Below are 12,574 nucleotides of genomic sequence, written 5' to 3' on the forward strand. Positions count from 1 at the left end.
CGGGACGGGACGTGCCCGCCCCGGCTGCATCGCTCAGGCGCTCTGGACCCTGATCGTACCGGTCTCGCTGACGCCGGCCTCGTCGGCCTGCTCCTGCAGGGCCGAGCGGGTGCGCAGCGGCGGCGCCTTGAAGAACCAGCTCAGCACGAACGCGAGCATCAGCACGCCGAAGCCGACCCAGTAGATGATGTCGATCGCCTGCGTGAAGCCGACCATGAACGGCTTCGTGAGCACGGGGTCCGCGCCGTTCAGGAACGACGTGTCGCTGACCGAGCTGCTCGACCCGTTCGACGCCTTCGAGGTGCCCTTGTCGATCTCCTTGACGATGTTCGGCACCAGCTGGCCGACCCAGTATGTGCGCTGATCCTTGTTCGACCAGTCCACGACGACCTTTCCGTCCTGCACAGTCGCATGCGCCTTGTCGGCGACCGCCTGCAGTGCCGCGGCCTCGGCGGCCGGAGTCGCCTCCGCCACCTTCTGGTCGATCACGGTCTGCGCGGCGGCGGCAGGAACCTGACCGGCGGCGACGGCCTGATCCACGCCCTCGGTGACCTTCTGCGTCACGGCCTGGCCCGCCGCGGCCTTCGCCGCGGTCGCGCCCTTGTCGAGCTGCGCCTGGACGTTCTGCTCGAGCGGGCCCGTGATCGGCGTCCACAGCTGCTTCATGACGGCCTTGTTCTGCTCCTTGCCCGCCACGGCGGGGTCCAGAGCCGCGTTCAGCGCGGCGGTCAGAGTGGGCTTGTCAGCCATGCTGTGCGTGATGTTCAGCGGAAGCAGCGTGAACAGGATCGAGAGCATGATCGCCGTACCCAGCGTTCCGCCGATCTGGCGGAAGAAGGTCGCGGCGCTCGTGGCGACGCCCATGTCGGGCGCGGCGACAGCGTTCTGGCTCGCCATGGTGAGCGACTGCATGAGCTGGCCGAGCCCGAGGCCCACCACGAACATGCCGATCATCATGAACCACACCGGGGTGCTGGACGAGACGAACGTGAGCAGCAGGAATCCGAGGGCGGTGCACAGCGTGCCCAGGCGCGGGAAGATGCCGTACTTCCCGGTCCGCGCCGTGATCTGACCGGCGGCCATGGACGACGTCATGAGGCCGACGACCATCGGCAGCATCGCGAAGCCCGACTCGGTGGGGGTGAGGCCCGCGACGATCTGCATGTACAGCGGGATGGTCATCATCGCGCCGAACATGCCGAAGCCCACGAGCACGCCGATGACCGTCGCCATCGAGAAGGTGTTGGAGTGGAACAGGCGGATCGGGATGATCGCGTCATCCTTCATCGCGATCTCGATCAGCACGAAGGCGATCGCGCCCAGGCCTCCGATCACGTAGCAGGCGATCGCGGCGAACGAGGACCAGCCCCACTCGCGGCCCTGCTCGGCGACGAGCAGCAGCGGCACGAGCGCCACGATCACGGCCGTCGCGCCCCACCAGTCGATGCGCGGATTCTTGTGCGTGCCGACCTTCGGCAGGTGCAGGAATGCGATCACCATCGCGAGCGCGATGAGGCCGATCGGCAGGTTGATGAGGAACACCCAGCGCCATCCGGAGATCCAGAGGATCTCGTTCGCGCCGGCGAACAGGCCGCCGACCAGCGGGCCGATCAGCGAGGAGATGCCGAACACGGCGAAGAAGTAGCCCTGGTACTTGGCGCGTTCGCGCGGGGCGAGGATGTCGGCCATGATCGCGAGCGGGAGCGACATCAGCGCGCCGGCGCCGATGCCCTGGAAGGCGCGGAAGCCCGCGAGCATCAGCATGGACGTCGAGAACGTCGAGAGCACGGATCCGAGGATGAACACCGTGATGCCAAAGATGAACAGCGGCCGGCGACCGAAGATGTCGCTGAGCTTGCCGTAGATCGGCACCGAGATCGTCGAGGTGATGAGGTACGCGGTGGTGACCCAGGCCTGCTGATCGAGGCCGTGCAGGTCGTCGCCGATCGTGCGGATCGCGGTTCCCACGATCGTCTGGTCGAGCGACGAGAGGAACATGCCGGCCATCAGGCCGTAGATGACGAGCAGGATCTGCCTGTGCGTCATGATCGGGGCGTTCTGCTTGCGCTCCGTGCGCGTCGCCCCCGTGGTTGCTGTCGCGGTGGACATGGAGTCCCTTCAAATGGATCGAGGACGCCGTCGCCCGTCGTCGACACCCGTCGCTTCGAGCGCCGACGTTGGCGGCAAGAATGTTGCAGCCATGCAAGATTACACGAAAGGAAAGGTTGCGCAAACGCAGATTCACTATGAGGTTGCTGGAATCTGCGCGGCGGACGAGATGGATTCCGCAGCTTCGGAGGGTCCGCGAGGATCCTTTTCCATCCCTCCGGCCGGATCACCGTCGCGGCGAGATGGATATCGTCGCCCGAGTCCCGCACTCCAGCAGGGAGGCGACCGTCGTCAGGCCGCGTCGCGCAGCCGCACGTCCCGCGCAGCCACCAGCTGCTCGACACCCTCGAGCAGACGAGCGGCACCCGGCCGTTCGCCGCCCGCGGTGCCGTCGTGCACGATCACGCTGAGCGCCGCCATCGTGAGGGCGACCGCGGCCATGGCGTCCGCATCGTCTGCGCGCTCGCGGACGAGCGCGTAGTACTGCTCGCGGATGCCGCCCATCCACTGCGCGAAGGCGGGCATGAGCTCGGGGCGGCGAACGACCAGCGCCTTCATGCGCTTGCGCTGCTGCGCGTCGTCCATCGAGGCGCCGATGAGCGCGCAGAGCGCGGGCACGAGCTCGCCCTGGGCGGCGCGGAACGCGTCGGCGCCCTCGGGCGGGATCCCGGTGTCGGGCAGGTCGAGGGCGGCGGCGGCCTTGGACGGGAAGTAGTTGAAGAAGGTGCGCGGCGACACGTCCACGGCCTCGCAGATCTGCTCGACCGTGGTGCCGTCGAGGCCCTTCTCATCGACCAGGCGCAGCGCGGCCTCGTGCAGCGCCTGCCGGGTCTGCTGCTTCTTGCGCTCGCGCCGGCCGCAGTTCTCCGCGTGCGGATCCGCCGCGGTCAGCTCCTCTGTGTTCGTCATCTCGCTCTCCTCGAGAGTCGGGGCGGGTCTCCCCGCCCCGACTCCGCTCAGGCCTTGTGGGTCCTGATGCTTCCGGTCTCGGTCATGCCCACCTTGTCCGCCTGCTCCTGCAGCGCGGATCGGGCGCGCAGCGGCGGCACCTTGAAGAACCAGGTGAGCACGAACGCGAGCAGGATCACACCGAAGCCGACCCAGTACAGCGTCACGAGACCCTGGATGAAACCGATCATGAACGGCTTGCTGAGCGCGGCGTCGGCCCCGGTCAGGAAGGAGGTGTCGTTCACCGCCGTGCCGGACGAACCGGATCCGGAGGCATCGCTCTCCTTCTTCTTGATCTCGTCCTGCAGGGTCGGGACCAGCTGGTCGACCCAGTAGGTGCGCTGGTCGTGATCGGCCCAGTCCACAGCGACCTTGTCGCCCTGGACGCCGGCGTGCGCCTTCTCGGCGACCGCCTTCAGCACCTGCTCGTGCGCGGCGGACTCGGCGGCGGGCGTCGCCTCCGCGACCTTCTGCGCGATCACGGCGGGCGCGGCCTCCGCGGGCAGCTGCCCCGCGGCGACGGCCTGGTTCACGCCCTCGGTGACCTTCTGCGTCACGGCCTCGCCGGCCGTCGCCTTCGCCGTGGCGTCGCCCTCGGCCACGCCCTCGTCGAGCTGCGCCTGGATGTTCTCGGTCAGCGGACCGACGATCGCACTCCACTGCTGCTTCATGATGGCGGCGTTGTCAGCCTTGGACGAGGTCGCCGGATCCAGGGCGGCATCGAGCGCCGCCGACAGGTTGGCCTTGTCCTCGGTGGCGTGAAGGACGTTGGCGGGCAGCATCGAGAACAGCACCGAGAGCATCACGGCGGTGCCCAGGGTTCCGCCGATCTGACGGAAGAACGTGGCGGCGCTCGAGGCGACGCCCATCTCGTGCGGATCGACCGAGTTCTGACTCGCGAGCGTCAGAGGCTGCATGAGCTGGCCGAGCCCGAGGCCCAGCACGAACATGCCGACGAAGATCTGCCAGAGCGGCGTCTCGTACCGGATGAGCGTGAGCGAGAAGAAGCCGACGGCGGTGAAGAGCGTGCCGAGGACGGGGAAGATGCGGTACTTCCCGGTGCGCGCCGTGATCTGACCCGAGGCGAGCGAGGCGATCATGAGGCCGACGATGAGCGGCAGCATGGACAGGCCGGATTCGGTCGGGTTCATGCCGACGACGATCTGCATGTAGAGCGGGATCGTCATCATCGCGCCGAACATCGCGAAGCCCACGAGGAAGCCCAGGACCGTGGCCATCGAGAACGTGCCGGAGCGGAAGAGCTTCAGCGGGATGATCGCGTCGTCCTTCATGAGGGCCTCGATCACGACGAATGCGACGAGGCCGATGCCGCCGATCACGTAGCAGGAGATGGAGGCGACAGAGTCCCAGCCCCAGGCGCGGCCCTGCTCGACGACGATGAGCAGCGGCACGAGCGCCATGATGACCGCGGCAGCACCCCACCAGTCGATGCGCGGGCCCTTGTGCCGACCGACCTTGGGCAGGTGGAGGAATGTGATCACCATGAACAGCGCGAACAGGCCCAGCGGGATGTTGATGAGGAAGGTCCAGCGCCAGCCGTCGATCCAGAGGATCTGGTTCGCGCCGGCGAACAGGCCGCCGACCAGCGGGCCGATCACGGTCGCGACGCCGAACACGGCGAAGAAGTAGCCCTGGTACTTGGCGCGTTCGCGCGGGGCGAGGATGTCGCCCATGATCGCGAGCGGAAGCGCCATGAGCGCGCCGGCGCCGATGCCCTGGAACGCGCGGAACGCGGCGAGCATCATCATCGAGGTCGAGAACGCAGAGAGCGTGGAGCCCAGGATGAAGATCACGATGCCGAGGATGAACAGCGGGCGGCGGCCGAAGATGTCGCTCAGCTTGCCGTAGATCGGCACGGCGATGGTCGATGTGATGAGGAACGCGGTGGTGACCCAGGCCTGCTGATCGAGACCGTGCAGGTCGTCGCCGATCGTGCGGATCGCGGTGCCGAAGACGGTCTGCGCGAGCGACGACAGGAACATGCCGCTCATCAGGCCGTAGATCACCAGCATGATCTGCTTGTGCGTCATGATCGGCTTCGCGGCGAGCGGGGCGGACGCCTCGACCGTCGTGACGGTGTCGGTGGCGGTTGCCATAGAAGTCCTTCCAGGAGAACGGGGGATGGAGCGGTGCGGATCCCGCTCGCGGACTTCTTCGATCGACACGAGCGCCGACGCCGGCGCAAAACTTGCAACTCTGCAATGTTACACGCTTGCAAGCTTTCCTGCACGCACGGATTTCGGATCCGCGTCGTGACAGTGTCGGCGGCATCCGTCACGATGGAGGCATGACGGACGGCTACGAGCCCGGGTTCCTCTCCCTTCCTGTGCCGCTGCCGCGCCCGGAGCGCGAGGTGCGAGAGCTCGCGTATCCGCGCTTCACCGTGCTGCTCGACCCCGGCCGCAGACTGGCCGTGGCGACGGGCGTCAACATCGACGGCACGACGCTGCGCGACCTGCCGCGCTCAGGCGAGTGGCGGCTCGACCCCCGGGTCGGAGAGGACGAGCAGACCGGGCCCGCCGTGTACGCGCGCAACGACCTCGACCGAGGACACCTGGTACGGCGGCGCGATCCGGGGTGGGGAGACGTCTCGGCCGCGCGCGCCGCGATGGAGGCCACCTTCGTCTACCCCAACGCCGCTCCGCAGGCGGCGCACTTCAATCAGGGCCCCGAGCTCTGGCTCGGCCTCGAAGACCACGTGCTCACCTATGCCGAGGCGACCGCGCAGCGCATCTCCGTGTTCACGGCCCCGGTGCTCGCCGACGACGACCCGCCCTACCGCGGCATCCGGATCCCCCTGCGCTTCTGGAAGATCGCGGCCTGGGAGTCGGCCGGCTCACTCGCGGCGGCCGGATTCGTCCTCGACCAGAGCGACCTCGTCGAAACCAGGGACGGGCTGCTCGCCGCCGCGCCGCTCGGCGGGTTCCGCACGTTCCAGGTGCCGATCGCGGAGATCGCCGCGCTCGCCGGCGTCGACGTCGGGCCCCTCATGGCCGCCGACGTGCTGACCACCCGGGGGATCCGCCCGGTCGAGTGGCGACCGCTGCACAGCGCCGACGACATCGTGCTCTGAACCGCGGCGGACGGCGCGCGGGATCTCCGGGCCGACCGGCTCAGCCGGCGGGGAGGTGGTCGCAGTCCGGGGTCGGGGCCTTGCCGTCCCAGCGGTCCAGGGTCCACTGCTCGAGCTGAGGGGTGAGCGGGGAGTCCGGCCCGACGAGCTCGACGTGGCCGAGCCCGGGGTAGGTGCGGTAGTCGACGGGGATCCCGGCATCGCAGCGGGCCTTCACCCACGCGTCCTGGATCGCGGGCTTCACGAGCGGATCCGCCAGTCCCTGCGCGACCAGCACGGGTGCGGGGAAGGGCCCGGTGGGCTCCTGCTCCTTGAGCTTGTCGCCGAACGGGCCGTCGAGCAGCGCATCCGGGAAGATCTGGTTCGGCACCTGGCTGCCGCGCAGGATCGCGGCGAGGCCGTCGTGCCCGTTGAAGCAGAGTCCGCCGATGCGCTCGACCGGCCCCGCGGATCCGGGGGTGAGGCTCTTCTCGACGTTCAGCTCGGGGAACACCTTGTCCCAGGTCGCCGCGATGTACGCGGACACCGTCTTGCCCGCCGTCTCCGACTTGATCGCCTCGGCGAGCGCGTACAGGTTCGAGGCCGGCGCGAAAGCTGCGACCCCCTTGACCGTGAACTCCGGAGCGTAGGACGAGGCGATCTGGCCGGTCCAGAGCGAGCCCTGGCCACCCTGCGAGTGGCCCCAGATCACGGTGTCGGTGGACACCCTGAGCTCGCGGAAGCCGAGCACGGCCTTCGACGCGTCCCACACGTTGCGCGCCTCCGCGTCGCCTACGAGATAGGGGTGCGGGCCATTCGTCCCCAGGCCGATGTAGTCGGAGGTGACGGCGACCCAGCCGTGCTCGGTCACCATGGCGGCCATCGCCGTGCCCGCGCCGTCGGCGAAGGGCGCGGCGCTCAGCGACGGCGAGCAGCCCGGCACCACCCCGACCGTGCCGTGCGAGACCGTGAGGAGAGGAAGAGGATCCGGTCCCGGATTCTCCGGCGCGAGCACCGTGCCGCTCGAGACGGCCGGCGACCCGTCAGGGTTCGTGGTCGTGTAGAGGATCCGCCACGCCTTCGCCCCCGCGGGCACGCCGACCGTCATCGGTTCGGAGCGGATCAGCGTGCCGGGCTCGGACGGCACCTCGGCGGGCGGGGTGTAGAACGCATCCGGCACCGGCAGCGGAATGCCCCCGAGCAGCGCGCCGCTGCCCGCGGCGAGCGCGACGGCGAGCACGAGGGCGACGCTCGCCCCGATGGTGCGGAGCCAGCGCACCCACGGACGGCGCGGGGCGTTCGTCGCGGGAGAACGCCTCGCGAACGCGCGCACGATCAGCTGCAGCCCGATGAAGACGAACCACGCCCCGACGCCGAGCCGGAACACGACCAGGGTCAGCACCGGCCAGAACACGGTGATCGCCGCGACCGCGAGCGTCGCGACCGCCGCGATGATCCCGGTGACGCGCTGATCCGCGCCGGGGCGGAAGGCACGCGCGGCGGTGGCCAGGGCGAAGACGATCAGCGCGATCGTGAGGAGCAGCGAGAGCAGCGGAGCACCCGCGACCGGCCACAGCGCCATGCCGGCCCCGAGCAGCACGAGCAGCCCGCCGAGCACGCGCGCGACGATCACGACGGCCGGGCGCGACGCGGATCCGTCGTCGTCCTGCCCGTTGCCCTCGCCCGCGGTGAGCAGCACGGCGACGCCCGCCAGCAGGATCCCGATCCCGGTGACGAGAGCGATCGTCTGCACGGTCATCGACACGAGGAGGAAGACGACGCCGACCGCGACGATCGCGAGGCCCAGCACGATGCGGATCGGAGCGCTCCACCGCGCGACCGTCGCGGACAGGCGACGGGACGGGCCGGTGCGCGGCGCGGAGGTCTCCGGCGCGGTGTTCTCGGGGGCGGGTGCGGACTCCTGCGGAACCACGGCGTCTCCTTCGGCTCGCGCCGCGGTCCGCGGCTGACGCCAGATTAGCGGCGGGGAGGCAGCGGTCAAGGAAACGAAGAAGGCCCGGATCTCTCGATCCGGGCCTTCTTCTCACTGTGCGCGAGGGGGGACTTGAACCCCCACGCCCTTGCAGGCACTGGCACCTGAAGCCAGCGCGTCTACCTATTCCGCCACTCGCGCATGTCGGTCCTCGCGAACCAACCTCCCGAGAATATCACGCCCCGGCGCGCACTCCGAACCGGCGCTGCACCCGGCCGTGTCGAGTGCACGGCATCCCGTCGAGTGCACGGCCTGCGCGCGCGAACGTCCCGTGCGCTGGGCAGGATCCGGTGCGCTCGCTACCGGAACCAGAGCAAGCCCGGCCGAGCGAACGAACCGGCGACGCAGGATCCACTCGGCATCCGGATCGCGCCGTCCGGGGGATCATTCAGGCCGTGTCGCTACGATGTGCGTACCGATCGGTGAGCCATGGGAGCCCAGTGGGACTACTAGACAGCTTTGAGAAGGGTCTCGAGCGCGCAGTGAACAGCGCGTTCGCGAAGACCTTCCGCAGCGGCATCCAGCCCGTGGAGATCGCTTCGGCACTGCGTCGCGAAATGGACACGAAGGCGGCTGTCGTCAGCCGCGACCGCATCATCGTGCCGAGCACCTTCCTCGTGCACCTGAGCGGCGAGGACGCGACGGCCATGCACGGACTCGGATCCGCTCTCATCGACGAGCTGCACGTCCTGGTCAAGGAGCACGCCCGCGCACAGGGCTACAGCTTCTCCGGCCCCGTGAACATCGCCCTCGAAGCCGACGACAAGCTCGCCACGGGCACCGTCCGCGTCGAATCCGCCTCCACGCCGAGCAGCGGACGCGTCACCTGGCAGGCCGTCGTCACCACGGGCGGCGCCCGCTACCCCGTCACCAAGGCGCGTACGGTCATCGGCCGCGGGAGCGACGCCGACATCACCATCAGCGATGCCGGATCCAGCCGCAAGCACGCCGAAGTGCTGTGGGACGGCGATCACGCCATGCTCCGCGACCTCGGCTCCACCAACGGCACCAAGCTCAACGGCCAGCGGGTGCGCGAGGCCCAGCTCAACAGCGGCATGGTCATCACGATCGGCCGCACGGACCTGACATTCGAGGTCGTGCCCGTCTCCGAGCCGGCCCGCGGCCGCGGCGACGACGCCACGCGCGCGTTCGGGGTCAATCCGTGAGCGCGGCCCGCGGAAAGCGCGGCGAGCACGCCATCCGTGAGGAGCAGCCGTCATGAGTGAACTGACGCTCCTCCTCCTGCGCATCGGCTTCCTCGTGCTGATGTGGTTCTTCGTCTTCGCGGTCGTCTATTCGCTCCGCGCGGATCTGTTCGGCGTGCGCGTGCGCAAGCTGCCCCAGGCCGAGGCCGCGGCGAGCGCCCCCGCGGCGAAGCCGGCCCCGGCCCCCGCGAAGCCCCCGGCCGCACCGAGGAGCAGGCCCGGCGGACCGGCCACCACGTCCACCGTCGCCAAACTCGTCATCACATCCGGCCCCAAGGCCGGCCTCGAGGTGCCGCTGGGATCCGAGCCGATGTCGATCGGCCGCTCGAGCGAATCCGGCCTCGTCATCCGCGACGACTACACGTCCAGCCACCACGCGCGCCTGCTGCTGTGGGGCGACCAGTGGATGCTCCAGGATCTCGACTCCACGAACGGCACGTTCCTGAACGGAGAGCGCGTCGGCGCCCCCGTCGCCGTGTCGATCGGCGCACCCATCAAGGTGGGCGCCACGACGTTCGAGCTGCGGGCGTAACCGGCGGCCATGGTCTTCGAGGGCTCGAGCGCCGCGATCTCCCACACCGGGAAGGTCCGCTCCAACAACCAGGACTCCGGGTACGCCGGGGCGAACCTGTTCGTCGTCGCCGACGGCATGGGCGGCCACGCGGGCGGCGACGTCGCCAGCAGCCTCGCGATCCACCGGCTGCAGAACCTCGATCACGCCTACCCCTCGACCATGGACGCGGAGGCCTCGTTGCAGGCCGCCGCCACGACCGCGGCGGGCGACATGATCCGCGCCGTCAAGGACCGCCCGGAGCTCGCCGGCCTCGGCACCACGCTCGACGCGATCATCATGGTCGACGACTACGCCGTCATCGGCCACATCGGCGACTCCCGCATCTACCTCTACCGCGACGAGACGCTCACCCAGATCACCACCGACCACACCTTCGTGCAGCGACTGGTCGATTCGGGCCGGATCACGCCGGAGGAGGCGCGCTACCACCCGCGTCGCTCCGTGCTCATGCGCGTGCTCAGCGACATGGACGCGGATCCCGAGCTCGACATGTTCGTCATGCCGACGCTGCCCGGCGACCGCTGGCTGCTGTGCTCCGACGGCCTCTCCGGGGTCGTCGACGAAGCGCACATGGAGAAGACGCTGCGCCTGGCCATGGCCCCGGGACGCACCGCGGACGGCCTGCTGAAGTATGCGCTCGACGGGGGAGCCCCCGACAACGTCACGATCGTGATCGTCGACGTCGGCGGCCAGCACCCGCTGCTCTCCGGATCCGCGACCGTGGTCGGCGCCGCGGCGAACCCGCAGGGCATCATCGTGCCCGCCGCGCGCCCGGCCCGCCCGAGCTGGCTGCACCCCGTGCGCCAGGCGGCGAACGAGCCGACGCACTTCGAGCCGGCCGCCGACTACCTTGAGGAACTCATCGAGGAGGACCACCGCCGCTCGGTGCGCCGCAGGGTCGGGTGGATCACCGGACTGCTCGTGGTGATCGCGCTCATGGCGGCCGCACTGTTCGGCGCCTACGCGTGGACGCAGACCCGCTACTTCGTGGGGGTCTCCTCCGACACCGACACGGTCGCCGTCTTCCAGGGGATCCAGCAGGATCTCGGCCCGATCTCGCTCTCGCACGTGTACGAGGACACCGGCATCAAGATGTCGGACCTGCCCAGCTTCAATCAGTCGCTCGTGCAGCAGACCATCACCGCACGCTCCCTCGACGACGCGACGGCCATCGTCGGGCGCCTCCGCGCCTCGGCCGGGACGGGGAAGACGCCATGACCGCCACCGCACCCGCCCACAACGCCGGCGACGTCGCGGCCGACACGGCCGTGCTGCGCGCGCTGCGCAAGATCCGCGGCCCGCAGACGCAGCGCAACCGCGAATTCTGGCTCCTGCTGTTCGCCGTGGTCGTCGCAGGCGCCGCCCTCACCCTCGTGCAGCTCGGCGCCCTCGGCCGCATCGACCCGATGATCCTGCTCATCGGCGGCGGGCTCGCCGTGCTCGTGTTCGCCCTGCACATCGTGCTGCGCTTCGTCGCCAGCGACGCGGATCCGTTCGTCCTCCCGATCGCCACGCTCCTGACCGGCGTCGGCATCGCGGAGATCTACCGCATCGACATCGCCAACCACGCCACGGGCTGGAACGCGTCGTCCAACAAGCAGCTCATGTGGATGGCGATCTCGGTGGCAGGCGCGATCGCCCTCGTGATCTTCCTGCGCAACTACCGCGTGCTGTACAAGTACACCTACCTCTCCGGGCTGGCGGGCCTCGTGCTTCTGGTCCTGCCCTTCATCCCCGGTCTCAAGGCCGATGCGAACGCCGACGTCTGGATCTCGATCGGCGGGCTCGGCTTCCAGCCCGGCGAGCTCTCGAAGATCTTCTTGGCGATCTTCTTCGCGGGCTACCTCGTGCGCACGAGGGAGAGCCTGTCGTCCGTCGGCAAGCGGTTCGCCGGCATCACCTGGCCGCGCATGCGCGAGCTGGGGCCCGTGATCGTGGTCTGGCTGATCTCGCTCGCCATCATCGTCGCGCAGCACGACCTCGGCACCGGTGTGCTCATCTTCGGCATGTTCATCGTGATGCTCTACGTCGCGACCGGGAAGACCAGCTGGGTGCTCATCGGCGTCGTGGGCGTGGTGATCGGCGTCGCGGTCGTGTCGCAGTTCCTGACCTACGTGCAGAACCGCTTCAACACGTGGATCAACGCTTTCAACCCCGACCTCATGGAGGACCAGAGCTACCAGCTCACGCAGGGCATCTTCGGCCTCGCGCACGGCGGGCTGCTCGGCACGGGCCTCGGCCAGGGCCGACCGCAGATCACGCCGGTCGCCGAGAGCGACTTCATCATCACCAGCCTCGGCGAGGAGATCGGACTGATCGGCCTGTTCGCCGTGCTGTGCCTGTACATGGTGTTCGTCAGCAGGGGCCTGCGGATCGGCGTCGCCGGTCAGGACGACTTCGGCAAGCTGCTCGCGGTGGGCGTCTCATTCACGATCGGCCTGCAGGTGTTCATCATGGTCGGCGGCGTCACCCGCGTGATCCCGCTGACCGGTCTCACCACGCCGTTCCTCGCGGCGGGAGGCTCCTCCCTCATCGCCAACTGGCTCATCGTCGGTCTGCTGCTGCGGATCTCCGACGGCGTGCGCCGCCAGCCCAGGGTGGTGATCGGATGACCACCCTTCGTCTCGCTCCGCTCGCTCAGGGACCGACGAGCACGACACCCCGGGGGGTGC

General features: G+C 69.3%; 9 protein-coding genes and 1 tRNA gene. 5 read left to right on the forward strand and 5 right to left on the reverse strand.

Going from position 1 to position 12,574, the window contains the following annotated elements:
* Positions 1-33: 33 nt before the first annotated feature.
* From CQ044_RS13860 to CQ044_RS13870, 3 genes are all read right to left on the reverse strand, one after another.
* On the reverse strand, positions 34-2,109 hold the full coding sequence (locus tag CQ044_RS13860; RefSeq protein ID WP_258133319.1) for an MDR family MFS transporter: 2,076 nt from the start codon (positions 2,107-2,109) through the stop codon (positions 34-36).
* 291 nt (positions 2,110-2,400) lie between these two features.
* Positions 2,401-3,018: a TetR/AcrR family transcriptional regulator gene (locus tag CQ044_RS13865; protein WP_105689011.1), complete on the reverse strand. Its 618-nt coding sequence runs from the start codon at positions 3,016-3,018 to the stop codon at positions 2,401-2,403.
* Positions 3,019-3,065: 47 nt separating this feature from the next.
* Positions 3,066-5,174, reverse strand: a complete 2,109-nt coding sequence (locus CQ044_RS13870) for a DHA2 family efflux MFS transporter permease subunit (protein ID WP_374954863.1) — start codon at positions 5,172-5,174, stop codon at positions 3,066-3,068.
* A gap of 191 nt (positions 5,175-5,365) precedes the next feature.
* Here CQ044_RS13870 and CQ044_RS13875 point away from each other — a divergent pair, with 191 nt between their 5' ends.
* On the forward strand, positions 5,366-6,151 hold the full coding sequence (locus CQ044_RS13875; RefSeq protein WP_105689012.1) for a DNA/RNA non-specific endonuclease: 786 nt from the start codon (positions 5,366-5,368) through the stop codon (positions 6,149-6,151).
* A gap of 40 nt (positions 6,152-6,191) precedes the next feature.
* Here CQ044_RS13875 and CQ044_RS13880 read toward each other — a convergent pair whose 3' ends face one another.
* Both CQ044_RS13880 and CQ044_RS13885 read right to left on the reverse strand, forming a co-directional pair.
* Positions 6,192-8,063 carry a lipase family protein gene (locus CQ044_RS13880; RefSeq protein WP_258133320.1) on the reverse strand — a complete coding sequence of 624 codons (1,872 nt, stop codon included), beginning with the start codon at positions 8,061-8,063 and terminating at the stop codon, positions 6,192-6,194.
* Positions 8,064-8,180: 117 nt separating this feature from the next.
* Positions 8,181-8,264 (reverse strand) — tRNA-Leu (locus CQ044_RS13885).
* A 299-nt stretch (positions 8,265-8,563) separates the two neighbouring features.
* On the opposite strand from CQ044_RS13885, the gene CQ044_RS13890 reads away from it, so the two are divergent.
* Genes CQ044_RS13890 through CQ044_RS13905 form a run of 4 tightly spaced genes read left to right on the forward strand, consistent with a single transcriptional unit; the run spans position 8,564 to position 12,514 of the window.
* On the forward strand, positions 8,564-9,289 hold the full coding sequence (locus CQ044_RS13890) for a DUF3662 and FHA domain-containing protein (protein WP_258133321.1): 726 nt from the start codon (positions 8,564-8,566) through the stop codon (positions 9,287-9,289).
* Positions 9,290-9,341: 52 nt separating this feature from the next.
* The gene (locus CQ044_RS13895) at positions 9,342-9,860 is read left to right on the forward strand and encodes an FHA domain-containing protein (protein ID WP_105689014.1); all 519 of its coding nucleotides are present in this window, start codon (positions 9,342-9,344) and stop codon (positions 9,858-9,860) included.
* Between the two features lie 9 nt (positions 9,861-9,869).
* Positions 9,870-11,120: a PP2C family serine/threonine-protein phosphatase gene (locus tag CQ044_RS13900; protein ID WP_105689015.1), complete on the forward strand. Its 1,251-nt coding sequence runs from the start codon at positions 9,870-9,872 to the stop codon at positions 11,118-11,120.
* Positions 11,117-12,514: an FtsW/RodA/SpoVE family cell cycle protein gene (locus CQ044_RS13905; protein ID WP_105689016.1), complete on the forward strand. Its 1,398-nt coding sequence runs from the start codon at positions 11,117-11,119 to the stop codon at positions 12,512-12,514. The genes CQ044_RS13900 and CQ044_RS13905 overlap by 4 nt, the downstream gene beginning before the upstream one ends.
* The last annotated feature ends 60 nt before the right edge of the window (positions 12,515-12,574 follow it).

The organism is Microbacterium sp. MYb64 (genome assembly GCF_002979495.1).
Classification (GTDB): Bacteria; Actinomycetota; Actinomycetes; order Actinomycetales; family Microbacteriaceae; genus Microbacterium; species Microbacterium azadirachtae_A.

What these genes read in the sequence shown, in the direction of transcription:
- CQ044_RS13895 (WP_105689014.1), top strand. Translation starts at nt 9,342, where the DNA reads ATGAGTGAACTGACGCTCCTCCTCCTGCGCATCGGCTTCCTCGTGCTG.
- CQ044_RS13875 (WP_105689012.1), top strand. Translation starts at nt 5,366, where the DNA reads ATGACGGACGGCTACGAGCCCGGGTTCCTCTCCCTTCCTGTGCCGCTG.
- CQ044_RS13900 (WP_105689015.1), top strand. Translation starts at nt 9,870, where the DNA reads ATGGTCTTCGAGGGCTCGAGCGCCGCGATCTCCCACACCGGGAAGGTC.
- CQ044_RS13870 (WP_374954863.1), bottom strand. Translation starts at nt 5,174, where the DNA reads ATGGCAACCGCCACCGACACCGTCACGACGGTCGAGGCGTCCGCCCCG.
- CQ044_RS13865 (WP_105689011.1), bottom strand. Translation starts at nt 3,018, where the DNA reads ATGACGAACACAGAGGAGCTGACCGCGGCGGATCCGCACGCGGAGAAC.
- CQ044_RS13905 (WP_105689016.1), top strand. Translation starts at nt 11,117, where the DNA reads ATGACCGCCACCGCACCCGCCCACAACGCCGGCGACGTCGCGGCCGAC.
- CQ044_RS13860 (WP_258133319.1), bottom strand. Translation starts at nt 2,109, where the DNA reads ATGTCCACCGCGACAGCAACCACGGGGGCGACGCGCACGGAGCGCAAG.